The sequence below is a fragment of the Patulibacter sp. SYSU D01012 genome (genome assembly GCF_017916475.1).
In the GTDB taxonomy this organism is placed as follows: domain Bacteria; phylum Actinomycetota; class Thermoleophilia; order Solirubrobacterales; family Solirubrobacteraceae; genus Patulibacter.
This window is the reverse complement of the sequence record NZ_JAFMTB010000001.1, coordinates 1,422,893-1,446,031: the sequence shown is the minus strand read 5'-3', so window position 1 is coordinate 1,446,031 and position 23,139 is coordinate 1,422,893. Positions and strand designations below refer to the sequence as shown.

The window sequence follows — 23,139 nt, the reverse complement described above, 5'->3', positions numbered from 1 at the left end:
TCGGCGGCTCAGTCCACGTCGCGGGCCCACAGCTCGTCGACGCGCTCGCGGCGGACGACGACGCGCGAGCGGCCGCCGCCGACGAAGACCACGGGCGGGCGGGGCACGCCGTTGTACGTGTTGCTCATCGCGTACCCGTACGCCCCGGTCACCGGCGTGACGAGGACGTCGCCCGCCCGCGGCGCGTCGAGCAGGGCGTCGGCGACCACGACGTCGCTCGACTCGCAGTGCTTGCCCGTCACGCGCGCGTGGGCGCCGGGGACGAGCGTCCCGTCCGCCGCGGTGCGGGGCGCGAAGCGGTCGGCGATCTGCGCCTCGTACCGGGCGCCGTAGAGCATCGGGCGCAGGTTGTCGGCCATCCCGCCGTCCACCCCGACCCAGGTGACGACGTTCCGCTTGACGGTCTGGACCGTGTAGAGGGTGACGCCGGCGCGGCCGACCAGCGAGCGTCCGGGCTCGTCGCCGATCCGCACCCGGTCGCCGAGCAGGTCGCGCACCGCCGCCACCTTCTCCCGCACGTACGCGTCGACGGACGGCAGCTGCGCGACCTGGTCGGCGGTGTAGGCGACCCCCAGGCCGCCGCCGAGGTTGAGCTCGCCCAGCCCGTCCATGAGCGGGGCGACGGCCCGCACGGCCCGGCGGAAGACGTCGAGCTCGAGCAGCTGGGAGCCGACGTGGAAGTGCAGGCCATCGAGCCGCAGGCCGGCGTGGCCGCGGACGCGATCGAGCGCGACGCGGGCGTCGTCCATCCCGAACCCGAACTTCGACTCGGCCTGGCCCGTGGAGATGCCGTCGTGGGTGTCGCCGCGGACGTCCGGCGTGATGCGGAGGAGCACGGGCTGGACCCGCCCCCGCTCGGCCGCGACGCGCGCGAGCCGCTCGATCTCGTCCAGGCCGTCCAGGACGACGTGCCGCACCCCGGCCTCGACCGCCGCGGCCAGCTCCGCCTCCGACTTGGCGTTGCCGTGCACGTGGATGCGGTCCGGGGCGAAGCCGGCGTGCAGCGCGAGCGCGAGCTCGCCGCCCGAGGCGACGTCGCAGCCGAGGCCCTCCTGCTCGAGGACCCGCAGCACCGCCGTGCACGGGTTGGCCTTCGAGGCGAACGAGACGTGCGAGCCGGGCGCGTGACGGTCGAACGCCTCGCGGTAGGCGCGGGCCTGGGCGCGCAGGTCGTCCTCGACGACGACGTAGGCGGGCGTGCCGTGCTCGCGCGCCAGGTCGGTCGCGCGGCAGCCGCCGAGCAGGAGGCGTCCCTCCTCGTCGAAGGCGGACCCGAGCGGGTAGACGGCGAGGGGATCGGCGGCGGCCATCGCCGGCGGATGATGCCAGCGCGTCGCTACGGGCGGCGCTGCCCCGGCGCGCCGAGGACGCCGTCGACGGCGTGGCCGACGCCCGCGACGGCGTCGGCCACGCCGGCCCCGACGCCGGTGACGGCCTGCCCCGCCGGGGTGTCGCGTCCGACGGCGCCGGCGACCGCGCCCGTGGCCCCCTGAACCGCGGCGCCGACGGCGCCCGTCGTGCCCTGGACCGCCGTCCCGGTCGCGCCCGCGGCGCCCTGCGCGGCCGCGGCCGCGGCGGCCGCGGCCGCCGGCCGCGCCGGGACGGCCGGGCCGCGGCCGCCGCCCGAGCCGCCCGAGGCGGACGCGCCGCTCGGGGCGGACGTCGGCGTCGACGACGGGACCGAGACCGACGGCGAGGCGCCGCTCGTCGCCGACCCGGTGGCCGCGGGGGCCGCCGACGGCGCCGGCCCACCGGCCGGCGAGGACGACGCCGACCCGCCGGCTCGCCGGGCCGCGTCGGCGGTCGCGCGACGGCCGGCGCGGCCCGTGACGCCGGCGGCCTGGCGGCCGGCCGCCAGGCGCTCGGTCGTGGTCCGGGACGCGGTGCGCCGGCCGCGGGCCGGGGCGGCGTCCGCGGCGTCCCGGGTCTGGGTCGCTGCCGCGCGCACGGGCGCGGCGAGGGCGTCCCGGCCAAAGGGCCTGCGCTCGTCCCCGGGGCCGGCCATCACGATCCGCTCACCGCCGTCGGCGGTGGGCAGCCCGACCACGCCCGCGCCGCCGAGCGCGCCGGCGGCGCCGGTCACCGCGACGATCGCCGCCACGACGGGCAGCGCGCCGACGCCCGCGCCGGGCACGGCCAGGCGCAGCACGCGGGTGACGCGGTTCGCCTGCACGGGCGGATCATCGGACGCCCGGCCCGCGGCCGCAGCCGCGGTGGACGGACGTCGGACGCGCGGCGGGCGCTCAGGCGGTCGCCGGCTCGCCGCCCGCGCGGCCGCGGCGGTACGCGAGCACGAGCGCCGCCGCCCCGGCGACCATCAGGCCGACGCTCGTGATCTGGGCGGCCGTCAGGCCCAGGCTGCCCTCGGGGTTGTGCCGCCAGAACTCGACGACGAAGCGCTCCGAGCCCGCCAGCACGAGGTACAGGCCGAAGAGCGCCAGGCGGGGCAGGCGGTCGCGCAGCTGCCACAGCACCAGGGCGGCCAGGCCCATCCAGAGGGTCTCGTAGATCGGCGTCGGCTGCACGACCTCGTCCGTCGGCACGACGCCGTTCGGGTACGCCATCGCCCACGGCAGGTCGGAGGCCTTGCCGTAGTCGCCGTCGCCCGACACCTGGCACCCCACGCGCCCGATCGCGTAGCCCACGGCCAGCGACGGCGCGACGGCGTCGAGCAGCCGCAGGTCCAGCCGGCCCCGCCACGCGGCCCACGCCAGGACGGCGAGCGCGCCGCCGAGGGCGCCGCCGTACCACGTCAGCCCCGCGCCGCCGAAGAGCGAGCCGACCAGGTCGCCCTGCGCCTCGGACCAGTTGTCCACGACCCAGTAGGCGCGGGCGCCGACGAGGCCGCCGACCAGGGCGGCCAGGAGCGCCTCGGTCGCCTGCTCCGCCGGCCACCGCAGCTCGCGGAAGCGCCGGGTCAGGAGCGCACCGGCCGCCAGGAACGCCAGGGCGAAGCACAGCCCGAACGTCTTGATCGGCAGGCCCAGCAGGTCGATCTCGGGCTGCACGCGGCGAAGGGTAGCCGCCGCGGGCCTACAGGTAGCCCATCGGGTCCCGCGGGACCCCGTTCACGCGGGTCTCGAAGTGGATGTGCGGCCCGGTGCTGTGCCCGGTGTTGCCGCTGGCGGCGATGACCTGGCCCTTGCTGACCTTCTGGCCGACGCTCACACCGAGCTTCGAGTTGTGGCCGTAGCAGGTGGACAGCCCGCCGCCGTGGTTGATGCAGACGTAGTTGCCGTAGCCGCCGACCCAGCCCGCGATGGCGACGGTGCCCGCCGCGGCCGCGTGCACCGGCGTGCCGACGGGGACGGCGATGTCGATGCCGGCGTGGAGCTTGCCCCAGCGGTAGCCGAAGGGCGAGGTGAAGGTGCCGTTGGCCGGGTAGTCGAGGGCGCCGCTGCCGTGCTTGACCGGCCCGCCGCTCGGCATGCCGGAGAGCTGGCTCTGGATCTTCGACTCCTCCCGCTCCATCTCGGAGAGGTCGCCTTCGAGGTCCTTGCGCTGGGAGCGCACGGTCCGCAGGAGGGCGTTGCGCTCGCGGCGGGCCTCCGCGACCGTGCCGCGGGCGCTGACGAGGCGGCCCTTGACCTGGACGATCTCGTCCCGACGCTGCTCGATGCGCGCGGTCGAGTCGCGCCGCACCTTCTCGAGCTTCGCCAGGCGCGCCTCCGTCGAGACCGCCTCGTCCTTCGCGGCCTTCACGTCGCGCATCACGCGCTGGTCCTGGGCGCCGATGCGCGAGATGAACTCGCCGCGCTCGAGCAGGTCGGAGAACCCGTCGGAGTTGACGACGACGGTGACGATGTCGGGCTTGTCGGCCTGGTACAGCTCGACGAGCCGCGCCGCGAGCGTGCGCCGCGCCTCGACCAGCCGCGCCCGCAGCCGCACCAGGCGCTGGCGCTCCGAGCGCAGCTCGCCCTGCGTGCGGGTGAGCAGCGCCTGGCTCTGGTCCAGGTCGGCCTGCACGGCGTCCTGGCGGCCCTGGAGCCCGTCGATCCGCGTCTGCAGCTCGCTCACGCGGGAGCTGTAGCGCTGGATGTCGGACGTCAGGACGCGCTCGCGGCTCTTGCGCTTCTCGACCTTCGCCCGCGTGCTGCCGATCTTCCCGCGCAGCTGCTCGAGCTTCTGCTGGGACGCGGCGTCGGCGTGCTCGGGGGTCCCGAGCGGCACGGCGCCCGTGGCGAGGCCGGCGGTGACGAGGAGCGCGACGCCGACCCCGGGAAGGGCGCGGCGGGGGCGTGGACGGAGGGAGGACCGAGGCACGGAGACGGCACGGTAGATCCGGTCCGGCGCGGGCGGTAGCGGTGCAACCGGGGTTGCGGGCCCGCGGCCTTCGCCGCGGGTCGCGGCACGCTAAATCCCCAGTAATTCTGCGGGTTTCGGCCGGTCGGACGGCACGGCGTGTGCGACGATGGGGTCATGTCACGCGGCGCGTCGTTCGGCCGGGATCCGGGCCTCCAGACCCGGATGGTCGGCACCCTCTTCGGCCTCGGCCTGCTCTACGTCGTCTTCGCGGCGGTGCTCTTCGCCGCGATGCGCAACGCCGGCGGGGCGATCGTCATCTGCCTCGTCCTGCTGCTCTTCCAGTTCTTCACGGCCGACAAGCTGGCGCTGCGGTCGATGCACGCGCACGAGGTCTCCCCGGCCCAGGCGCCGGAGCTGCACGCGATGATCGACCGGCTCTGCCTGCAGGCCGACCTGCCGAAGCCGAAGGTCGCGATCGCGGACGACCGGATGCCGAACGCGTTCGCGGTCGGGCGGTCGCAGAAGAGCTCGACGGTCTGCGTCACGACCGGGCTGCTCGAGCTGCTGCCGCCCGCCGAGCTCGAGGGCGTCCTCGCCCACGAGCTCGCGCACGTCGCCCACCGCGACGTGCTCGTCATGACCGTCGCGAGCTTCTTCGCGTCGCTCGCCGCGATGATCATGCAGAACGCCTTCTGGTTCGGCGGGGGCAACCGCGACAACCGCGACAACGGCCCCGGGCTCCTGGCGGTCGTCGCCGTCTCCGCGCTCGTCTACGCGGTCAGCTTCTTCCTGCTGCGCGCGCTCTCCCGCTACCGCGAGTTCGCGGCCGATCGCGGCGCCGCGATCGTCACGGGCCGGCCCAGCGCGCTCGCCGCGGCCCTCGTGCGGATCAGCGACGGCATCGCGCGCACCCCGGACCAGGACCTGCGCGAGGTCGGCCCGGTCCAGGCGTTCTACATCCTGCCGCCGCGGGCGAAGAAGGCCGTCTCCAGCCTCTTCTCGACGCACCCGCCGACGGAGAAGCGCATCGCCGCCCTCCAGCGGATCGAGGCGCAGCTCCAGGCCGGCCGGACGGTCTGACCGTGGGCTTCCTCGACACGCTGTTCGGCCGGACGAAGACGGTCAAGCAGGTCCGCCCCGACAAGCTGTTCGCCCTCACGACCGCCGCCCTCGACCTGGAGACGGCGCAGGGCATCGTCACCACCGGCGAGGCGGCCATCGTCTTCCAGCCGCTCGCGACCGGCGACTTCACCCAGATCGCCGACGACGCCGAGGCAGTGCTGCGGGACACCGGCACGGAGACGGGCACGACCGTCGAGCGGCGCGACGACGAGTTCGGCTACCGCTGGATGGTCCTGCGCGACCCCGACGTCGACGACCAGGTCGTCGGCGTGAACGCCGTGATGGAGTCGCTGCAGTTCGGCGGCTACGCCGACCGCGTGCTGTGCGCGGTCTTCGCGCTGCGCCAGACCCAGCAGGGCGGCCGGCCGCTGCACCTGGTGTACCTGGCCAAGCGCGGCACCTGGTACCCGTTCGTGCCCGTGCCGGGCGCCGAGAAGGAGCGCGACCGCGAGCGCGAGCTGCAGCTGCGCGCGGTGCTCGACCCGCTCATGCCGCTCGAGCCCGAGATGGACCGCTGGTACCCCCTGTGGGGCGCGCCGCTCGGCGGCGCCTGACCCCGGGACGAACGACGGCGCCCGGCCCGCCCGCCCCCGCGAGGGAGCAGCCGGCCGGGCGCCGCGGACCAGCGCCGGCGGGGCGGCCCGCGCCGCCCGGCGGATCAGGCCTCGGTGGGGTCCGGGACGAGGCCCTCGCCCGTGAACTCGCGGGCGGCCTCGTCGAAGGAGAAGTCGTCCGCCGGGATGAGCACGTCCGAGCCGACGAGCTCGTCCTCGGGCAGGGGCGTGCCGTGGTCGCGCACGAACTTCAGCAGCGCGGCGAACGTCGCCAGGTAGGCGGACTCGTCCCCCGCGTCGACCGCGGCGACGACGGCGTCGTCGAGGTCGTTGAGCTCGCCGTGGAGCCCGTCGTCCAGCCGGTACTGCTGGTCGTTGAAGATCCGGACGATCACGCGTCCCGCTCCTGCGCCTGCGGCGACGGGGCGGTCTGCGTGGCGCCCGGGGCGGTCTCCCCCGCGCCGAGCTCGCCGGCGGGCGCGCTGCCCTGGCCCAGCTCGGCCTTCATGCGGGCCAGCTCGGCGTCGACCTGCGTGCCGCTCGTGAGCTGCTCGAGCTGGCGGTCGATGTCGTCCTTGCCCGAGCCGAGCTCCATCATGTCGCCGAACGTGCCGGCCTGCTCCAGCTCGGCCACGGCGTCGGCACGGGCCTTCATGTTCTCGGTCTTGTCGACGGCGCGCTGCATCGCCATGCCGACCTCGGCCATCGACTCGCCGACCCCGCTCGCGGCCTCCGAGATCCGGACCTGGGCCTCCGCGGCGTTGTACTGCGCCTTGATGACCTCCTTCTTCGTCCGGAACTGCTCGACCTTCGTGCGGAGCTTCGCCTCGGAGTCGACGAGGTTCTGCTGCTGGCGCTCGAGATCGGCGATCTGGGCGTCGAGGCCCTGCAGCTCGTTCTGGATCAGCGTCTTGCGCTCGAGGGCGACGCGGGCGAGCTCCTCGTTGCCGGCGGCGAGCGCCTGGCGGGCCTGCGTGTCGAGCTTGACGAGCGCCTGCTGCTGCTTGTCGGTCTGGAGCTGCAGGCGCTTCTTCGCGGTGACGACGTCCGCGATGCCCTTCTTGACGTTCTGCAGGTTCTCCAGCTGCTTCTGGTAGCTGTAGTCCAGCGTCTCGCCGGGGTCCTCAGCCTTGTCCAAGACTCGCGAGAGCTTGGCTTTGATCGTGGTGGACATGCGGGCGCCGAGACCCATGCGGTGCTCCCTCGGGTGGTTGCGGGACGAAGCCTGTCCAGCCTACCGTGCCCACTTCAAGGCGTCGTGAACGCGAAAGGGCACCGCGATGCGGTGCCCTCGGTCCTGCGGAGGCCGGCGCGCGGCCGGCCGGGAGGGGCTAGAGCCCCGCCGGGTGCGTCGCGACGAAGTCGTCCGCGTCCTTGCGGTTGTTCGGGCGCCACTGCGGGCCCTTGAGGCCGCCCTTGTCGTACGCGGCCGAGGTGTCGAGCCGCAGGCCCGCGATGATCGCGAAGGCGTGCGAGTCGTTGCCGTAGACGGTCATCCACTGGCCGGTGCCCGCCTCGCCCGTCTTCCAGGCGTCGTCGAACTCGTAGGACGAGAGCGGCGCGTCGAGCAGCTGCGCGCCGATCAGCGCGTAGGAGACGGTGCCGGAGCAGTCGTAGCCCGAGTCCTCGACGCGGGCGTGGCCGCCGCCCCACTTGTATGGCTTGCCGACGATCTTGTTCGCGGCGATGACGGCGTTCTGCACCTGGGCCGGCGCCGCGAGCGGGACGCGGGCGAAGTAGGCGGTGCGACCGTCGACGGTCGTGCCCTTGTAGCGCTTGGCGCGCACGCCGTTCGTGGTGCGCATGCCGGCCGGGACGGCGACGCTGCCGGGCGCGGCCGGAGCCGCGGGCGTCGGGGTGGCGGCGGGAGCGGGAGCGTCCTGCGTCGTGAGCCCTCCGGTCCGCGGGGTCGCGGCTGATGCCGTCCCCGAGATCCCGATGGCCAGGACCGCGGACAACGCTAGGGCTCGTGAAGTCAGGCGCACGTGCTTGCTCTCTTTCGTCGGCCTACGGGGTTAGCTGACGGGCGAGCGCAGAAAGAGCCAGCGCCTCCACCGGAAGACCGGCGGATTAGCCCCAAGAACACGTGGTTCCCCCGTTCGCCGGGACTCCCCGGCGATTCGGCTTCGGGCACAGTAGCAGCCCTCTCGCAAGACGGCGACCAGATCTGCACCGATTCGTGCATCGGGGCCGCAGAAGGCGGGTATTCGTGGACGGATGCCCGGGTCAAGGCCCGGGAGGTTCGGCCGACACCGCCGCGCGCAGGTCGGTACTGCGGGTAGCGTTGCGCCGATGCGCACCCTCCGGGCCCGCCGCGCCACCGCCTCGCTGCTCGCCGTCGTCGCCCTCGGCGCCGGTGGGCTGGCCGGCTGCGGCGGCGACGACAGCCCTTCGCCGTTCGCGTCGCAGAAGGGCGAGGCCGAGGCGACCACGGACCTCGGCATCCCGACGGTGGCCACGCGCAACACCACGCGCACCGCCACGAACGACCCGGTCACCGCGGCGGCGGCGGTCGCGCGCGCGACCTTCTCCGGCGCGGCGGAGAACAACCGGGCCAAGGCGGTGACCATCGTGGACAAGGCCGACTGGCGCGCCGCCCTGGCGGCGACCGCCCTGGTCGCTGACCCCGTCGGGGCGCCGCTGCTGTTCAGCGACGGGACCGAGCTGCCGCGCGCGACGACCGACGCCGTCGGCGCGCTGCGGCCGACCGGCAGCGAGGCCGCGGGCGGCGCCCAGGCGATCCGGATCGGGAACGTCGGTCGGCCGAGCGGCCTGCGGACGACCGACCTCGCCGGCCGCGACGCGGCGGAGACCGCGCTGGCGATCGACCGCTTCGTCACGGCCGCGCGCGGGCGTACGAGCCCGCGCGTGCTCGTCGTCAGCGCGGACCACCCCGAGTTCGCGACACCCGCCGCCTCGTGGCTGGCGAAGTCGGGCGACGCCGTCGCCTTCGTGACCGGGAAGGGCGTGCCGGCCGCCACGCGGCGGCAGCTCGCCACGCACCCCCGCGCGACGATCTACGTCCTCGGCCCCACCACCGTGATCGGCAAGCCGGTCACGCGCGCGCTGCGCACGTACGGGACGGTGCGCCGCGTGGGCGGCACCGACCCGGTGAGCAACAGCGTCGGCTTCGCCCGCTACGGCGACGGCACGTTCGGCTGGAGCTTCAACGAGCCCGGCCACGGGTTCACGTTCGCGCGCGTGGGCGACGTGCTCGGGGCGATCACCCTGGCGCCGCTGTCCGCGCACGGGCTGCACGGCCCGCTGCTGCTGCTCGACCGCGCCGACGCGCTGCCGGCCGTCGTGCGCGACTACCTGCTCGACGTGCAGCCCGGGTACGAGACCGACCCGGCGCGCGGGCGCTACAACCGCGGGTGGCTGACGGGCGACACGTCGGCGATCTCCACGGACGTCCAGTCGCAGATCGACGGCCTGCTCGAGATCTCGCCGGTCCAGACGACCGGCACGACGACCGACGCGGCGCCCGCGCCGACCTCCACCACCTCGACCGCGCCCACCCCGTCGCCCGAGGCCCGGGGCACGGCGGGCACGCGGACCGGTACAACAGGGGGACGATGAGCGAAGCCGAACGCCCCGACCGCCGCGCCCAGGGCACGGCCGTCTCCATCGACGACATCCGCGAGCTGACGGGCGCCGCGACGCCGCACTTCGCGCAGCAGGTCCGCAACCGGGTGGCGAAGCTCATCGCCCCCCTGCCGGCCGACAGCACGGCGCGGCGGTTCGGCGAGGCGGAGATCGTCCGCCTGACCGAGCTGGCCCGCAGCGGCGAGGTCCGCGGCACCGCCGCCCAGGACGGGATGCCCGGCATGCCGTCGACCGCCATCCCGCGCTGACGATGACGCCGGGGACCGTTCCGCCCCGGCCCCCGGGCCGTCGCTCTGGGCGACGGTCCGCGACCTGCCGGTGCGGATCGACGGCCACGCGCTGTCGACGCTCGAGCAGCCGACCCTGCGCGCCGTCCGGCGGACCACCGTGGTCGCGCTCCGCGGCGGCGGTCACGAGGGGCGCGGCGAGGACGTGACGTACGAGCCCGAGGAGCACGAGGCGCTCGCGTCCTGGGACGGCCTGCCCGACCTGCGCGGCACCTGGACGATCGCGTCCCTCTCCGACCGGCTCGGCGCCGCTCGGCTCTTCCCCGCCCCGCCGGCGCACGCGGCGTCCGCCCGCTACCGCCGCTGGGCGTTCGAGTCCGCGGCGCTCGACCTGGCGCTGCGGCAGGCCGGCCGGACGTGGGCCGCGGTCGTCGGCCGGGACCCGCGACCGATGACCTTCGTGTCCAGCCGGGGCCTCGGCGACCCGCCGGATCCCGCCGCGATCGCCGACCTGCGCCGCCGCTCCCCCGGCGTGGGGCTCAAGCTCGACCTGGGCGCGGCGTGGGACGCCGACGCGATCGCCGCCGTCCGCGCGACGGGCGCCTGCTCGACCGTCGACCTGAAGGGCCTGTACGTCGGCACGGTCGTCGACACGCCCGCCGACCCCGACACGTACCGCCGCGTCGTCGAAGGCCTCCCGGACGCGCTGATCGAGGACGCGCGGATCACGGACGCGACGCGCGAGATCCTGCGCCGCCACGCGGACCGCCTGACGTGGGACGCCACCCTGCTCGAGGTCGCCGACCTAGACGCGCTGGAGTGGCCGCCGCGGGTGATCAACCTGAAGCCCTCGCGGATCGGCAGCCTGCGCGAGCTGTCCGCGCTCTACGACGCGTGCCGCGAGCGCGGGATCGGCGTCTACTCGGGCGGACAGACCGAGCTGGGCGTCGGCCGGGGACAGGCGCAGCTGCTCGCGGCGACCTTCCATCCCGACGGCCCGAACGACCTCGCGCCGACGGCGTTCAACGCGCCCGACCTGCCGCAGGACCTGCCCTCGTCGCCGCTCGACGTGCAGGCCGGGGCGGGCTTCCGGCTGCGCGCCGACGACTGAGCGGACGCCCCGCCCGACGGGGCGAATGGTCGCCTGGGCGACCGTCACATACGGCGTTCCGTCGTTTTCCGACTGCAGGTAGGGTGCGGCGTCCCACCCACCGTCACCTGATCAGGAGTCCCATGTCCGAGACAGTCGCCGTCGCCGGCTCCGGCACCATCGCCTGCGGGATCGCGGTCACCGCCGCCCCCACCTCGAAGGTCCTGCTGTGGGCCCGCTCGCCCGAGAGCGCGGACCGCGCCCGCAAGTCGATCGAGAAGCAGGCCGCCAAGCTCGAGGTCGACGTCGCGAACGTCACCGTGACCACCGAGCTCGAGGACCTGCGCGCGGCGACGTACCTCGTCGAGGCCGTGTCGGAGGACCACGAGACGAAGGCGGCGGTCTTCGGCAAGCTCGAGTCGATCATCGCCGACGGCGCGATCCTGGCCACGACGACGTCGTCGCTGTCCATCGAGAAGCTCGCCGAGGCGTCGGGCATCCACGAACGCTTCGTGGGGCTGCACGTCTTCAACCCCGTCACGAAGATGGAGCTGATCGAGCTCGTCTTCCCGCAGGCCGCGAGCGACGACACGAAGGACCGCTCGCGCGCCCTGGCCGAGGCGTGGAAGAAGAGCGCGATCGAGATCCCGGACGTCCCGGGCTTCGTCGTCAACAAGCTGCTCTTCCCGTTCCTCTTCTCCGCGGTGGAGCTCAAGCAGGAGACGGGCCTGTCGGCGAAGGACATCGACACCTGCATGCAGCTGGGCGCCGGGCAGCCCATGGGGCCGTTCGCGCTGCTCGACTTCGTGGGGCTGGACGTGTCGAAGGCGATCGGCGAGGTCATCGGCGCGCCCGTCCCCCGCGAGCTCGACGAGCTCGTCGCGCAGGGCAAGCTCGGCCGCAAGAGCGGCGAGGGCTTCCTCGACTGGCGCCGCTGAGGCCCGCGGGCCGCGGCGTCGCCGCGGCCCTTCCGCCCGTCCGCGCGGTCGACGCCCACCGTCCGACCGACCGCAGAAACAGAAGACCCCGGGGAGCGAGCTCTCCGGGGTCTTCCGTGCGTGTGTGTGGTGGTCGGGGCGACGGATCGCCCCTCCCGTATGTTGGTGCGGCGCCGTCCCGGGCACCGCACCATGTTGTCCCGTCCAGCCGCACCAGGATCGGCTCGGACAATCCACATATTCGCCCATCGACCGGCGTCCGTTGAGCCAGGAAGGACTTTTGGGACCGAAAGCGGGGAAACCCTTACCTTTCGGACACTCTAGTGACCGATCCGGCTCATTACGCGTCAGTATCGCGATCCTGGAGCTCGTCGACGCGCTCCGCCAGCTCGAGGTCGTGCTCCGTGACGCCCCCGGCGCTGTGGGTGGCGAGCCGCAGCGTGACGACGTTGAAGTCGTGCAGGGCGATGTCGGGGTGGTGGCTCTGCGCCTCCGCCAGGCCGCCGACGGCGTTCACGAACCCCAGGGCGGCGGCGAAGTCGGGGAAGCGCCACGAGCGCTCGAGCGCCGCGCCGTCGACCCGCCACGCCCGCCCCGCGACCCAGTCGCCCAGACGTGCCTCTCCGATGAGCTCAGCCATGCCCCCATCCTGGCCGACGCGCCCCCGCGGCGCCAGCGGCCGGGGCGACGCCCCGTCCGCTCAGCCGCCGTCCGACAGCCCGGGCTGCCCGGCGACGGCGATCGAGGCGACGACCGCCACGACGCAGAGCCCGACGCACAGGGCCGGCCCCAGCCACCGGGGCCCGCGGGCCCCGACCTGGTGGAGCGCGAGGGCCGCGAGGGCGCCGAACAGCAGGCCGCCCAGGTGGCCGCCGAAGGAGACGTTCGTGCCGGGCCGCAGCGACAGGACCACGTTGATCACGAGCAGCAGGCCGATCTGGCTCTGCAGCGGGTTGATCCCTTGCCGCCGCATCTCGACGACCAGGTAGCCCATGAGCCCGAAGACGGCCCCGGAGGCGCCGACCGTCGGCGACGTCGTCGTCTGCAGCAGCGCCCCGAGCGACCCGCCGAGCAGCGCGGTCGCGTAGAGCAGGGCGAAGCGGGCGCTGCCGAGGCGCTGCTCGATCTCCTGGCCCAGGAACCAGAGCAGGAGCATGTTGAAGCCGATGTGCAGGAGCCCCGAGTGCAGGAACCCGCCGGTCACGAGCCGCCAGTACTCGTGGCCGTACTCGATCGCCGGGGCCCAGAGGGCGCCGTGGACGTCGATCCACGACGACGTCGAGCTGCCGCCGACGCCGAAGGAGCCCCCCGCCAGGAACGCCAGGACGCAGATCGCGATGATCGCCTGGGTGACGCGCGGCGCCGCCCCGGCGGCCATCGACCGCACCGTGTGCACGCGGGTGCGCTGCTTCGCGCACTCGGGGCAGCGCATCCCCACGGGCGTGGGCGTCATGCACTCCGTGCAGATGGGACGGCCGCAGTTCGAGCACGACACGCCCGTCTCGCGCGTGGGGTGCCGGTAGCAGGTGGGCATCGCGGGCGAGCGTACCGGGCCACGCTGAGCGCGCCCTAACGGCCCCGCCGCGCCAGGCGTCCGCTCCGGCGCCGCGGCCCCGTCGGGATCAGCGCAGGCGATCGGCCTGTCGCCGCAGCGCCGCGGCCACGCCCTCGGCGGCCCGGTCGATCGACGCGCCGGCCGTGCGCGAGCGCGCCTTGCTGCGCTGGCGCCAGCCCAGGACGGCCAGGCCGGTGCCGGCCGCGCTGCCGACCGCGACCGCCACGACCGGGCGGATCCAGTTGCGGGGGTCGCGCATCGCGACGAGCTCCCACGACTCCAGCTCGTCCGCCGCGAGCTCGGTGAGGGTCCGCAGGGTCGCCTCGACGCGGACGCCGAGCCGCTCCGGCGGCTCGATCGGGGCCATCGCCTCGCGGAGCAGCGTCTCGATGTCGATCTGGCGCTGCTCGGTCATCGCGCCGTCCCCGGGGTCGGCGTGCTGGCCACGAGGCCCTCCAGCTGCTTGATCGAGCGGTGGATGAGCACCTTCGTCGCGCCGTCCGAGCGCCCCATGGCGCGGGCGATCTCGCGGTTGTCCATCCCCAGGGCGAAGCGCATGATCAGGGCCTCACGGCGGTCGTCCGGCAGCTGCTGCACGGCGGCGAGGATCCGCCCGAGCTCGTCCCGCTCCTCGACGAGGTCCTCCGTCGTGTGCGTCGCGCGCAGCACGGTGGTGGAGTCGTCGTGGTCGATCGAGGTCTGCGGGCGGCGCGAGCGGTCGCGGAAGTGGTTGGCCGCGAGGTTGTGCGCGATCCGGATGAGCCACGGCCGCAGGGGCCGTCCGTCCGACTCGCGCAGCGCCCGCTCGAAGTGCCGGTACGCCTGCAGGAAGGTCTGCTCCGTGAGGTCCTCCGCGTCGTGGTGGTTGCCGACCCGGTAGTACGCGAAGGAGTAGACGTCGCGGAGGTGCGCGCGGTAGAGCTCGCTGAACCGGTCGTCGAGCTCCGCCTTGTCCACCGGGTCACCTTAGCGCCCGGTGCGCCTTCCCCGACGCCCTCAGCCGCGTGCCGCTCGGGCCTCCAGGTCGGGGACCGCGTCGCCGGCCGCGGGGGCGGCGGGCAGCTCGGCGGGCAGGTTCGCCCCCGCGAGCTCCGGGCGCAGGGCGGCCGGGTCGACGCCGATGCCCCGCTCGGTCGTGTGCCCGCCGAGGGAGTCCCACTGCAGCTCGACGCACGGCCAGATCCGGTCCGTGACGGCGCGCGCGAGCTCGGGCGTCGGCTCGTCCACCTGGGGGAACGTCAGCGGGCGGCCGGCGCGCAGGACGACCTTGTGCGGGCGGATCCGCCACTTCGTGCGGATGTGCGTCGTGCCGTGCACGGCGATCGGGACCACCGGCGCGCCCGTCTCGAGCGCCAGCCGGCCGACGCCGCGCTTGGGACGCCCCAGCCCGCCCGGGCGGGTGCGGGTGCCCTCGGGGAAGATCACGACGCAGTCCCCGCGCTCGAGGAGCATCTTCGCGGTGCTCATGGCGTCGCCGTCCGCGTTGCCGCGGTCGATCGGGAAGGCGCCCAGGCTGTTGAGGAACCAGCGCTGCAGCGGGTGGCGGAACAGCTGCTTCTTCGCCACGAAGTACAGCGGCCGGCGGCTCATCGCCCCGATGACGAACGGGTCGAGGAAGCTGCGGTGGTTCGCGGCGAAGATGACCGGCCCCGACGTCGGCAGGTGCTCGCGGCCGATCCGCGACAGGCGGAAGTACACGTGGAAGAACGGCTGGAAGAGCGCGCGCACCACCCAGTACACGAGCGGGTTGACGCCCTTGCCGACGCGCTCGTGCAGCTGGCGGCGCGCGTCGCGGTCGAGGTCCGGCCGACCGTCGTCGAGCGGGGCCACGGCGGCGCCGGGGGCTTCGGGGACGGCGGGTGAGCTCGAAGCGTCGGGATCGTGCGCCATGTCCCTCCACAGACCCCGCCGACGGCCGGCGGTTACACCCGTCGCCGGCGCGTCGCGCGCCGGCGCGCGAGGCCGGCCGCCGAGCACGGGGCGGGCGTCGCGCGCCGTCCCGGGCGCTACGCTCGGGGGCGCCGGCCGGCGTAGCTCAGTTGGTAGAGCACCCGCCTTGTAAGCGGACGGTCGCCGGTTCGAGTCCGGCCGCCGGCTTCGCGCTGCCCGGTCGCGGGACGCGCAGGGCGTGCGCCGCCGTGCGGCCGTAGCCTGGGGGCCGATGCCCGACGGAGCCCCCACGCCGAGCGCCCACCCCCTCGCGCGGCTCTGGCACCGCGCCCGGGCCTTCCGCCCCCGGATCGTGCTGGCGATCGTCGGGAGCGTCCTCAACAAGCTCTTCGACATCGCGCCCGAGCTGCTCATCGGCGTGGCGATCGACGTCGTCGTGCGGACGGAGGACTCGTTCGTCGCGCGGCTGCTCGGGGTGGAGGACCGGGAGCAGCAGCTGCTCGTCCTCGCCGGCATCACCGTCGTCGCGTGGGTGCTCGAGTCGTCGAGCCAGTACGTCTCCGAGCGGTTGTGGCGCGGGCTCTCGCAGGACCTCCAGCACGACCTGCGGCTCGACGCGTACCGGCGCGTGCAGGACCTCGACATGGCGTGGTTCGAGGACCGCGAGTCCGGGCGGCTCCTGACGGTGCTCAACGACGACGTGAACCAGCTCGAGCGGTTCCTCGACGTCGGGGCGAGCAAGATCATCCTGACCGCCACGAACGTCGTGGCGGTCGGCGCGGTCTTCGTCCTCGTCTCGCCGCTGCTGGCCCTCGTGGCCTTCCTGCCGATCCCGATCATCATCGGCGGCTCGCTGCTCTTCCAGCGGCGCCTGGGGCCGCGGTACGAGGCGGTCCGCGACCGCGCCGGCCGGCTCGGCGGCCTGATCGGCGGCAACCTCGGCGGCATCGCGACGATCAAGGCCTTCGGCGCCGAGGCGCGCGAGGCCGAGCGCGTGGCCGTCGCCTCGCGGGACTACGCCACCGCCAACCGCCGGGCGATCGCCCTGAGCTCGGGCTTCGTGCCGCTCATCCGCATGGCGATCCTCGTCGGGTTCATCCTGACGCTCGTCCTCGGCGGCACCGCCACGCTCGACGGGCGGCTCGAGGTCGGCCTGTACTCCGTCCTCGTGTTCATGACGCAGCGGCTGCTGTGGCCGCTGACGGAGCTGGGCGAGACGCTCGACCTGTACCAGCGCGGCGTCGCGTCGATCCGGCGGATCCTCGACCTGATCGACACGCCGGCCGCGGTCGAGTCGGGCACGCGCACGCTGCCCCGCGGCGAGGGCGCGGTGCTGCCGCTGCCGGTCCGCTTCGCCGACGTGCGCTTCGCGTACGCGCCGCGCGAGGACGACGACGCGGCGCCGGCCGAGGTGCTGCGCGGCCTGGACCTCGACGTCCCGGCCGGCGAGACGCACGCGATCGTCGGCGCGACGGGGGCCGGCAAGTCCACCGTCGTCAAGCTCCTGCTGCGCCTGTACGACGCGACGGCCGGCGAGGTCGCCGTCGGCGACGTGCCGGTGCGGGAGCTGACGTTCGCGTCGCTCCGCGGCGCGATCGGCTACGTCGGCCAGGACGCGTTCCTCTTCGACGGCACCGTGGCGGACAACCTGCGCTACGGGGCGCCGGACGCGGACGACGCCGCCCTGCGCCGGGCGGCGGAGCTGGCCGAGGCCGACGGGTTCGTCGGCGCCCTCCCCCACGGCTACGACACGCCGGTGGGCGAGCGCGGCGCGAAGCTGTCGGGCGGCCAGCGGCAGCGGCTGACGATCGCTCGGGCGCTCGTGCGCGACCCCGCGATCCTCGTCCTGGACGAGGCCACGAGCGCCGTCGACAACGAGACGGAGGCCGCGATCCAGCGGTCGCTCGCGCGCGTCAGCCGCGACCGCACGACCATCGTCATCGCCCACCGCCTGTCCACGGTCCGTCACGCCGACCGGATCCACGTGCTCGACGCGGGCCGGGTGGTCGAGGCGGGCACCCACGACGAGCTCGTCGCGCTCGGCGGCCGCTACGCCGCCCTGTGGTCGGTGCAGACGGGCGAGGTGGCCGACGCGCTCGTCGGGCGCCCGGCCGCGGACTGATCGCGGCTACGGCACGTCGACGGCCCGCCAGGCGCCGTCGACGCGGCCGAGCACCAGGTCGGCCGAGCGCTCGCCGTCGCGGACGACGAAGACGGCGCGGTCGTCGTCGACCCCCGGACGGTCGTCGACGGCCACGAGGACGAGCTCGAGCGCCCCGTCGGCGGCGAAGCCCTGGGCGCGGGCGGCCTCGCGGGCCGCGGCCTCGAGGGCCGCGCGGTCCCAGCCCTCGTCCGCGGCGTGCGCGTGCGCGAGGGCCGTGTTGGCGGCGCGGATGCGGTCCTGGGTGTCGGCGCGGCGGCGGGCGTCGTGGCGCCGGCCGGCGAGGAAGCCGGCGAGCGCGAGGAGCGCGACGACGGCGAGGACCGCCAGGAGGACCACCCCGACGACCGACACGGCCAGTGGCACGTGGCCGGTCGGGTCGAGCGGGGTGGCGAGCGACGCGGCGGGCGGCATGGCGCGCATGCTAGGCCGTCGCGTCCGGATCGGGTTGGCGCGTTCGCGCTAGGCGGCGCGGAGCGGGACCCGCTCGCGCTCGTGGAGGAAGTCCCCGATCTTGCGCTTCACGCGCTGCAGGGCGTTGTCGACGCGCTTCGTGTCCGAGCCGAGCTTCTCGGCGATCTCCTCGTAGGTGCGGCCGCGCAGGTACAGCGCGAGGACGCGGGACTCGAGGTCCGAGAGCAGGTCCGGCACGGACGAGACGAGCGCGCGCAGCTCGTCGCGGTCCACCGCCAGGCGAGCCGGGTCGTGCTTCTGCGGGCCGGCGATGACGTCGTGCATCGTCGACTCGCCCTCGGACGCGCCTGGGGGCGGCGCCGACAGCGAGACGGCGTCGTTGAGCAGCTTCGCCTTGTGGCGGTTGTCGGCCTTGATCGCCGTGATCATGCGCCGCGTAATGCAGAGCTCCGCGAAGTTGCGGAAGCTCGACTCGCGGTCGCTGCGGAAGTCGCGGATCGCCTCGTACAGGCCCATCAGGCCGTACTGGATCAGGTCGTCCCGGTCGCCACCATTCAGGAAGAAGGACGAGGCCTTCATCCGGACGAACCCCTGGTAGCGGGCGATGAGACGGTTGGTCGCCACGTCGTCGCCCTGCTTGGCACGGGCGATCAGGAACCGATCCTCAACCTGACGTTGAGCGTTCGGTGCGGTCTTGAGTTGTGCCACGGTGATGCCTTTCCGTCCGCCTCCACGCGGACTCGAAGACCCGTAGCGCGCGCCTCCCCCGGCGCTATGAGCGATGCATTTGGTGTTCCGGTCGTCGTCGCCGTCGGGACCCAGGGCCCGGTCTAGACCTGGGGTCGACGGTTACGACGAGCAGGACTGTGACAGAAGTTATGTCGCCGTGTCAACACGATCCCGCCCTTGCAAGATCGCGTACAGCAGCACGGCGCTCGCGGCCCCGACGTTGAGGCTGTCGAGCTGCCCGCGGAGGGGCAGCGCGACCAGCGCGTCGCACGTGGCGGTGACCCGCGCGCGCAGGCCCGAGCCCTCGGCCCCCATCACCAGGACGACCCCGCCGGTGTAGTCCGGCGTGTCGTACGGGACGGCTCCGGCCTCGCGTCCCGCGGCGCCGTACACCCACGCCCCGGCGGCCTTCGCGTCGGCCAGCGCGTCGGCCAGGTTGCGCACCTGCGCGATCGGCAGGTGCTCGGTCCCGCCCGCGGACGCCTTGACGGCCGCGGGGGTCACCTCGGCCGCGCGATGCCGGCAGATGATCATGCCGGTCGCGCCGACGCACTCCGCCGTGCGCGCGATCGCGCCCAGGTTCTGGGGGTCCTGCACCTCGTCCAGGGCGACGATCAGCGGGTTCGGGTGGGCCAGCAGCTCCTCGAGCTCGACGTACGGGTAGGCGTCCACCGCCGCGACGACGCCCTGGTGGTCGTCCGAGCCGCACAGCGCCGCGAGGGCGTCGCCCTCGACGACGTCCAGCTCCTGCCCGGCGAGCCACGTCTCGGCCTCGGCCGTCGCCGCGGTCGCCCACAGGCCGCGCACGCGACGGCGGCCGGCGCGCAGCACCTCGTGGACCGCGTTGCGGCCGTAGAGCAGCTGGCCGTCGCCTTGGAAGGCGCGCGGCAGCGCCGGCGCGTGGGCCGCGGCCTGGCGCGGGCCGCGGTCGGGTCCGGGACGCCGGTCGCCGCGCGGACCGGGACCCCGGTCCGCGCGACCGCCGCGCTCGCCGCGGCCCGCCGGCCCGCGGTCGGGCCGGCCGGCGCGAGCGCCGCGGCCACGGTCGTCCTCGCGCTCCCAAGGGCGTCCCCCGCGGCCGCGGTCGCCGCCGGAGCGCTCGCCCCAGGGCCGGTCGCCCCGACCCCGGTCGCCCCGCTCCCCGCCGGAGCGGTCGGCCCACGGCCGCTCGCTCCGGCCCCCGCCGGGACGGTCGCCCCAGGGCCGGTCACCGCGCCCGTGGCCGCCCCCGGCACGCCCCCCGCCGGGACGGTCCCCGCGGCCGCGGGCGCCGCCGGGACGGTCCCCCCACGGCCGGTCGCCGGAGCGGTCGCCCCAGGCGCGCTCGCCACCCGGCCGGTCGCCCCGCGGACCGCCGTCGCGCGGCCCGCCGCGGCGGCCGCCCTCGGCCCGCCGCGCGTCGCGGTCTGCCTGCCCGCGGCCGCCTCCGCCGCGGCCGCCCGGACGGTCGTCGCGGCCGGAGGGGGCTCCCCCGCCCCGGTTCGGGCGCGACGAGCGCGATCCCTGTCGCCGGGACGGGTCGCCGCCCCGCGGCTTCGGTGCCATGGTCAGTCCTCCGCTCGTACGAGCTCGGCGCCGCCGGCGCCGTCGCGTACCGTCCAGCCCGCCGCGGCGAGCGCGTCGCGCAGCTCGTCCGCCCGGGCCCAGTCCTTCGCCGCCCGCGCGGCGTCCCGCTCGCGCAGGAGGGCGATCGCATCGTCGCCCGGCGCATCGCCCGCCGCGGCGTCGAGCAGGTCCTCCAGGCCGAGCACGTGCAGCATCTCGCGCAGGTGCGCGTCGCCGACGCCGCCGCGGCGGTTCGCCTCGCGCACCCACGTCCACAGGTGGCCGAGCGCGCGGGCGGTGTTGAAGTCGTCGGCCAGGGCGGCGAAGAACGCGTCGCGCTCGCCAGCCAGGTCGTCCGGCGAGGGGCCGGCGGCCAGGCCGCGCGCGGCCTCGCGCAGCCGCCGCACGCCGGCGCGCGCCTGGTCGAGCGTGTCGGGGCCGTACTGCAGCGGCTGCCGGTAGTGCGCCGAGGAGAACAGCAGCAGCAGGGCCTCGCGCCCGACGTCGGCGACCGCCTGGTGCAGCGGCGTCACGTTCCCGACGGACTTCGCCATCTTCTCGCCGCGGAGCTGCAGCATCCCGTTGTGCATCCAGATCTGCGCGAGCTCGTGGCCGCGCGCGCAGCGGGTCTGCGCGGCCTCGTTCTCGTGGTGCGGGAAGACCAGGTCGTTGCCGCCGCCGTGGATCTCGAACGGGGCGCCGAGGGCCTCCTCGGCCATCGCCGAGCACTCGATGTGCCAGCCCGGACGGCCGCGACCCCACGGGCTGTCCCAGGCCGTGTCCTCGCCCGGCTTCGTCGCCTTCCACAGCGCGAAGTCCAGCGGGTCGGCCTTGCGGGCGGTGCCGACGAGGTCGTCGCCCTCGCCCTGGTCCATCTGGTCCACGTCCCGCCGCGACAGGCTCCCGTAGCGGGCGTCGCCGCGCACGCGGAAGTACACGTCGCCCTCGGCCTCGTACGCCGCCCCGCGCGCCACCAGGTCCTCGATGAGCGCGACGATCGCGGGCATCGACGTGGTGGCGAGCGGCTCGACGTCCGGCCGGCCCAGGCCGAGCAGGTCCGTGTCGGCGCGGTAGTGGGCGCCCATCTCGGCGGCCAGGTCGGAGGACGACACGCCCTGCCGGACGGCCGCGGCGTAGATCTTGTCGTTGACGTCCGTCAGGTTGCTGACGAGCGTCACCTCCAGCCCCTCGTGCTGGAGGAACCGCTTGAGCTGGGCGTAGACGACGAAGGGCCGCGCGTTGCCGACGTGGATCCGGTTGTAGACCGTCGGCCCGCAGACGTAGACGCCCACCCGTCCGGGGACGCGCGGGCGCAGCTCCTGGAGCTCGCCGCTGGCGGTGTCGTGGAGGCGGATCGTGCGCACGGGAGGGTCAGGGTAAACGACGCCCCTGCCGCCCACGTCGCCGCCGGCCCGCCGCCGGCGATGGCGCCTCGACGACGCGGGCCCCCGCGTCGACGACGCGGGGGCCCGTGAATCCTCGGCGGATGGCCCCGCGGACGGGGCCGGGCGGGCTCAGCGGCCCGAGGAGACCTCGTCGCTCGTGCGGACGGCGACGTCGTCGTGGGCGCCGACCTCGCCGCTCGGCGTCGCGCCGGCGCGGTACGGGTACGGGCTCTGCTGCGTCTCGCCCTCCTCCAGGTACACGTCCTCGGCGTTGACCTCCCACAGGTCGTGGTCCTCGCCGTAGAGGTTGTCCACCGCGCGCATGGCGGTGAGCATGGAGTGGTCCGAGTTGTTGTAGCGGTGCAGCCCGTTGCGGCCGACCTGCTGCAGGTTCTCGATCCCGGCGATCCAGCTCTTGATGATCTGGACGTTCTCGGCGTAGCCGTCCACGTAGTCCGGGTACGCCTTCGGGACGCGCACGACGTAGCCGCGCTCGACCGTGCCGGGCTTGGCCAGACCGATCTGCTCGAGCTCCTTCGTCGCGAGCGCGACCAGGTCCTCGTCCTTCGAGGTCCACAGGTCGTCGCCCTCGAAGCAGAAGTACTCCATGCCGACGCAGCCCTTGGTCTCGTCGGGGACCATCCAGGGGCTCCAGGAGCGGAAGTTCTGGATGCGGCCGACGATGACGCCGGGCTCGTGGATGTAGATCCAGTTGTCCGGGAACGGGTCCTCGCCGTCGATGATCAGCGAGACCGTCAGGAAGTCGCGGTAGCGCAGCGCCTCGGCGGCGGCGCGCACGTGCTCCGGCGCGCCCTCCGTCATCCGCAGCAGATTGCGCAGCGGCAGCGACGAGATGACGTTGCCGAAGTCGGTGATCGTCTCGCCGTTGGCCTGGACCTCGACGACCCGGCCGCCCTCGACCTTCATCCGCTCGATCGGGGTCTCCATGGCGACCTGGCCGCCACGCTCCTCGATCGCGGTCGTCATCTTCTCCCACATCTGGCCCGGGCCGTAGCGGGGGTAGTCGAACTCCTTGATCAGCGTCTTGACGTCGCCGTTCTTGTTCGGGAAGAACGCGTCCTTGGCCGCCGTGACGAAGGAGAGGCCCTTGATGCGCTGCGCGGCCCAGTCGGCCGTCATCTCGCTCGCGGGACGCCCCCACACCTTCTCGGTGTAGGTCTTGAAGAAGTGGGTGTAGAGCCGCTTGCCGAAGCGGTTGGAGACCCACTCCTCGAGCGACGTCTCGGGCTTGCGGCGGAACGGCTTCTTCGCGACCGCCCACAGGTAGGACAGGCCGGAGCGCGTCAGCTCGATCGGCCCGAGCTTCTTGATGACGTCCATCCCGTTGAGCGGGTAGTCCAGGAACTTCTTGTTCCAGTAGATCCGGGACATCCGCGGGCGGCGCAGGAACTCGTCGCCCATGATCTCGTACCAGAGGTCCTCGACCTCGCGGACCTTGGTGAAGAAGCGGTGGCCGCCGAGGTCGAAGCGGTACCCGTCGCGCTCCACGGTCATCGCGATGCCGCCGACCTGGTCGGCCGCCTCGTAGACGACGACGTCCGCATCGCGCTTGGCCAGCAGGTAGCCGGCGGTCAGGCCGGCGGGGCCGCCGCCGACGACGAGGGTCGTGCCCTCGGGCGCGGTGGAGGATGTGGAGGACGAGGGGGTGCCGTGCATC

At 74.6% G+C, this 23,139-nt stretch carries 24 protein-coding genes, 1 tRNA gene and 1 riboswitch; of the genes, 8 read left to right on the top strand and 17 right to left on the bottom strand.

The features are described 5' to 3' along the window. Positions 1 to 8: 8 nt before the first annotated feature. From lysA to J3P29_RS20690, 4 genes are all read right to left on the bottom strand, one after another. Positions 9 to 1,310: a diaminopimelate decarboxylase gene (gene lysA / locus J3P29_RS06585; RefSeq protein ID WP_210492235.1), complete on the bottom strand. Its 1,302-nt coding sequence runs from the start codon at positions 1,308 to 1,310 to the stop codon at positions 9 to 11. Positions 1,311 to 1,336: 26 nt separating this feature from the next. Further along, complete coding sequence (locus J3P29_RS06580) at positions 1,337 to 2,173, bottom strand: hypothetical protein (RefSeq protein WP_210492234.1); 837 nt, start codon at positions 2,171 to 2,173, stop codon at positions 1,337 to 1,339. Between the two features lie 70 nt (positions 2,174 to 2,243). Beyond that, positions 2,244 to 3,008, bottom strand: coding sequence for a prolipoprotein diacylglyceryl transferase family protein (locus J3P29_RS06575; protein WP_210492233.1), 765 nt, complete (start codon positions 3,006 to 3,008; stop codon positions 2,244 to 2,246). A gap of 25 nt (positions 3,009 to 3,033) precedes the next feature. After that, complete coding sequence (locus J3P29_RS20690) at positions 3,034 to 4,263, bottom strand: M23 family metallopeptidase (protein WP_210492231.1); 1,230 nt, start codon at positions 4,261 to 4,263, stop codon at positions 3,034 to 3,036. 156 nt (positions 4,264 to 4,419) lie between these two features. On the opposite strand from J3P29_RS20690, the gene htpX reads away from it, so the two are divergent. Together htpX and J3P29_RS06560 are read left to right on the top strand one after the other, a co-directional pair. Next, positions 4,420 to 5,325 (top strand): zinc metalloprotease HtpX, encoded by a 906-nt coding sequence (htpX, locus tag J3P29_RS06565; protein ID WP_210492230.1) that lies wholly within the window; start codon positions 4,420 to 4,422, stop codon positions 5,323 to 5,325. A gap of 2 nt (positions 5,326 to 5,327) precedes the next feature. Next, positions 5,328 to 5,921 (top strand): hypothetical protein, encoded by a 594-nt coding sequence (locus J3P29_RS06560; protein WP_210492229.1) that lies wholly within the window; start codon positions 5,328 to 5,330, stop codon positions 5,919 to 5,921. Between the two features lie 104 nt (positions 5,922 to 6,025). Here J3P29_RS06560 and J3P29_RS06555 read toward each other — a convergent pair whose 3' ends face one another. The 3 genes from J3P29_RS06555 to J3P29_RS06545 all read right to left on the bottom strand — a co-directional run bounded on the left by J3P29_RS06555 (position 6,026) and on the right by J3P29_RS06545 (position 7,726). After that, on the bottom strand, positions 6,026 to 6,316 hold the full coding sequence (locus J3P29_RS06555; protein WP_210492228.1) for a hypothetical protein: 291 nt from the start codon (positions 6,314 to 6,316) through the stop codon (positions 6,026 to 6,028). Beyond that, the gene (locus J3P29_RS06550; RefSeq protein ID WP_246851435.1) at positions 6,313 to 7,095 is read right to left on the bottom strand and encodes a PspA/IM30 family protein; all 783 of its coding nucleotides are present in this window, start codon (positions 7,093 to 7,095) and stop codon (positions 6,313 to 6,315) included. The genes J3P29_RS06555 and J3P29_RS06550 overlap by 4 nt, the downstream gene beginning before the upstream one ends. Positions 7,096 to 7,252: 157 nt before the next feature. After that, positions 7,253 to 7,726 carry an NlpC/P60 family protein gene (locus J3P29_RS06545; protein ID WP_210492226.1) on the bottom strand — a complete coding sequence of 158 codons (474 nt, stop codon included), beginning with the start codon at positions 7,724 to 7,726 and terminating at the stop codon, positions 7,253 to 7,255. Positions 7,727 to 7,910: 184 nt separating this feature from the next. After that, a riboswitch (cyclic di-AMP (ydaO/yuaA leader) is annotated at positions 7,911 to 8,057 on the bottom strand. Between the two features lie 156 nt (positions 8,058 to 8,213). Here J3P29_RS06545 and J3P29_RS06540 point away from each other — a divergent pair. The 4 genes from J3P29_RS06540 (at position 8,214) to J3P29_RS06525 (ending at position 11,782) form a co-directional block, all read left to right on the top strand. Continuing rightward, positions 8,214 to 9,500, top strand: coding sequence for a hypothetical protein (locus J3P29_RS06540; protein ID WP_210492225.1), 1,287 nt, complete (start codon positions 8,214 to 8,216; stop codon positions 9,498 to 9,500). Then, entirely contained in the window at positions 9,497 to 9,775 is a 279-nt protein-coding gene (locus tag J3P29_RS06535; protein ID WP_210492223.1) for a hypothetical protein, read from the top strand. The genes J3P29_RS06540 and J3P29_RS06535 overlap by 4 nt, the downstream gene beginning before the upstream one ends. A gap of 70 nt (positions 9,776 to 9,845) precedes the next feature. After that, positions 9,846 to 10,865, top strand: coding sequence for a hypothetical protein (locus tag J3P29_RS06530; protein ID WP_210492222.1), 1,020 nt, complete (start codon positions 9,846 to 9,848; stop codon positions 10,863 to 10,865). Between the two features lie 122 nt (positions 10,866 to 10,987). Next, positions 10,988 to 11,782 carry a 3-hydroxyacyl-CoA dehydrogenase family protein gene (locus J3P29_RS06525; protein WP_210492221.1) on the top strand — a complete coding sequence of 265 codons (795 nt, stop codon included), beginning with the start codon at positions 10,988 to 10,990 and terminating at the stop codon, positions 11,780 to 11,782. 340 nt (positions 11,783 to 12,122) lie between these two features. Here J3P29_RS06525 and J3P29_RS06520 read toward each other — a convergent pair whose 3' ends face one another. The 5 genes from J3P29_RS06520 to J3P29_RS06500 all read right to left on the bottom strand — a co-directional run bounded on the left by J3P29_RS06520 (position 12,123) and on the right by J3P29_RS06500 (position 15,227). Continuing rightward, the gene (locus J3P29_RS06520; RefSeq protein ID WP_210492220.1) at positions 12,123 to 12,422 is read right to left on the bottom strand and encodes a 4a-hydroxytetrahydrobiopterin dehydratase; all 300 of its coding nucleotides are present in this window, start codon (positions 12,420 to 12,422) and stop codon (positions 12,123 to 12,125) included. A 60-nt stretch (positions 12,423 to 12,482) separates the two neighbouring features. Then, on the bottom strand, positions 12,483 to 13,316 hold the full coding sequence (locus J3P29_RS06515; RefSeq protein ID WP_210492219.1) for a rhomboid family intramembrane serine protease: 834 nt from the start codon (positions 13,314 to 13,316) through the stop codon (positions 12,483 to 12,485). Between the two features lie 88 nt (positions 13,317 to 13,404). Next, positions 13,405 to 13,752 (bottom strand): hypothetical protein, encoded by a 348-nt coding sequence (locus tag J3P29_RS06510; RefSeq protein ID WP_210492218.1) that lies wholly within the window; start codon positions 13,750 to 13,752, stop codon positions 13,405 to 13,407. Continuing rightward, the gene (locus tag J3P29_RS06505) at positions 13,749 to 14,294 is read right to left on the bottom strand and encodes an RNA polymerase sigma factor (protein WP_210492217.1); all 546 of its coding nucleotides are present in this window, start codon (positions 14,292 to 14,294) and stop codon (positions 13,749 to 13,751) included. Before J3P29_RS06505 ends, J3P29_RS06510 begins: the two co-directional genes overlap by 4 nt. 39 nt (positions 14,295 to 14,333) lie before the next feature. Beyond that, on the bottom strand, positions 14,334 to 15,227 hold the full coding sequence (locus tag J3P29_RS06500; RefSeq protein ID WP_210492216.1) for a lysophospholipid acyltransferase family protein: 894 nt from the start codon (positions 15,225 to 15,227) through the stop codon (positions 14,334 to 14,336). Positions 15,228 to 15,361: 134 nt separating this feature from the next. Here J3P29_RS06500 and J3P29_RS06495 point away from each other — a divergent pair. Together J3P29_RS06495 and J3P29_RS06490 are read left to right on the top strand one after the other, a co-directional pair. Then, a tRNA-Thr gene (locus J3P29_RS06495) sits at positions 15,362 to 15,434 on the top strand. A 64-nt stretch (positions 15,435 to 15,498) separates the two neighbouring features. Further along, positions 15,499 to 17,349, top strand: coding sequence for an ABC transporter ATP-binding protein (locus J3P29_RS06490; RefSeq protein ID WP_210492215.1), 1,851 nt, complete (start codon positions 15,499 to 15,501; stop codon positions 17,347 to 17,349). A gap of 6 nt (positions 17,350 to 17,355) precedes the next feature. Here the strand turns inward: J3P29_RS06490 and J3P29_RS06485 are convergent, their stop codons facing one another. The 5 genes from J3P29_RS06485 to J3P29_RS06465 form a co-directional block, all read right to left on the bottom strand. Then, on the bottom strand, positions 17,356 to 17,802 hold the full coding sequence (locus tag J3P29_RS06485; RefSeq protein WP_210492214.1) for a hypothetical protein: 447 nt from the start codon (positions 17,800 to 17,802) through the stop codon (positions 17,356 to 17,358). 48 nt (positions 17,803 to 17,850) lie between these two features. Continuing rightward, positions 17,851 to 18,510, bottom strand: a complete 660-nt coding sequence (gene sigH / locus J3P29_RS06480) for an RNA polymerase sporulation sigma factor SigH (protein WP_210492213.1) — start codon at positions 18,508 to 18,510, stop codon at positions 17,851 to 17,853. A gap of 168 nt (positions 18,511 to 18,678) precedes the next feature. Next, entirely contained in the window at positions 18,679 to 19,392 is a 714-nt protein-coding gene (gene rlmB / locus J3P29_RS19745; protein WP_282600028.1) for a 23S rRNA (guanosine(2251)-2'-O)-methyltransferase RlmB, read from the bottom strand. A gap of 686 nt (positions 19,393 to 20,078) precedes the next feature. Further along, positions 20,079 to 21,440: a cysteine--tRNA ligase gene (cysS, locus tag J3P29_RS06470; RefSeq protein WP_210492211.1), complete on the bottom strand. Its 1,362-nt coding sequence runs from the start codon at positions 21,438 to 21,440 to the stop codon at positions 20,079 to 20,081. A 150-nt stretch (positions 21,441 to 21,590) separates the two neighbouring features. After that, a complete protein-coding gene (locus J3P29_RS06465) occupies positions 21,591 to 23,138 on the bottom strand; it encodes an NAD(P)/FAD-dependent oxidoreductase (protein ID WP_210492210.1) in 1,548 nt (515 codons plus the stop codon). Position 23,139 lies beyond the last annotated feature (1 nt).

Coding starts and splice junctions, on each gene's coding strand:
- J3P29_RS06485 (WP_210492214.1), bottom strand. CDS start 17,802: ATGCCGCCCGCCGCGTCGCTCGCCACCCCGCTCGACCCGACCGGCCAC.
- J3P29_RS06515 (WP_210492219.1), bottom strand. CDS start 13,316: ATGCCCACCTGCTACCGGCACCCCACGCGCGAGACGGGCGTGTCGTGC.
- J3P29_RS06490 (WP_210492215.1), top strand. CDS start 15,499: ATGCCCGACGGAGCCCCCACGCCGAGCGCCCACCCCCTCGCGCGGCTC.
- J3P29_RS06540 (WP_210492225.1), top strand. CDS start 8,214: ATGCGCACCCTCCGGGCCCGCCGCGCCACCGCCTCGCTGCTCGCCGTC.
- J3P29_RS06545 (WP_210492226.1), bottom strand. CDS start 7,726: ATGCGCACCACGAACGGCGTGCGCGCCAAGCGCTACAAGGGCACGACC.
- J3P29_RS06500 (WP_210492216.1), bottom strand. CDS start 15,227: ATGGCGCACGATCCCGACGCTTCGAGCTCACCCGCCGTCCCCGAAGCC.
- J3P29_RS06550 (WP_246851435.1), bottom strand. CDS start 7,095: ATGTCCACCACGATCAAAGCCAAGCTCTCGCGAGTCTTGGACAAGGCT.
- J3P29_RS06525 (WP_210492221.1), top strand. CDS start 10,988: ATGTCCGAGACAGTCGCCGTCGCCGGCTCCGGCACCATCGCCTGCGGG.
- J3P29_RS06465 (WP_210492210.1), bottom strand. CDS start 23,138: ATGCACGGCACCCCCTCGTCCTCCACATCCTCCACCGCGCCCGAGGGC.
- J3P29_RS06510 (WP_210492218.1), bottom strand. CDS start 13,752: ATGACCGAGCAGCGCCAGATCGACATCGAGACGCTGCTCCGCGAGGCG.
- J3P29_RS06535 (WP_210492223.1), top strand. CDS start 9,497: ATGAGCGAAGCCGAACGCCCCGACCGCCGCGCCCAGGGCACGGCCGTC.
- lysA (WP_210492235.1), bottom strand. CDS start 1,310: ATGGCCGCCGCCGATCCCCTCGCCGTCTACCCGCTCGGGTCCGCCTTC.
- htpX (WP_210492230.1), top strand. CDS start 4,420: ATGTCACGCGGCGCGTCGTTCGGCCGGGATCCGGGCCTCCAGACCCGG.
- J3P29_RS06520 (WP_210492220.1), bottom strand. CDS start 12,422: ATGGCTGAGCTCATCGGAGAGGCACGTCTGGGCGACTGGGTCGCGGGG.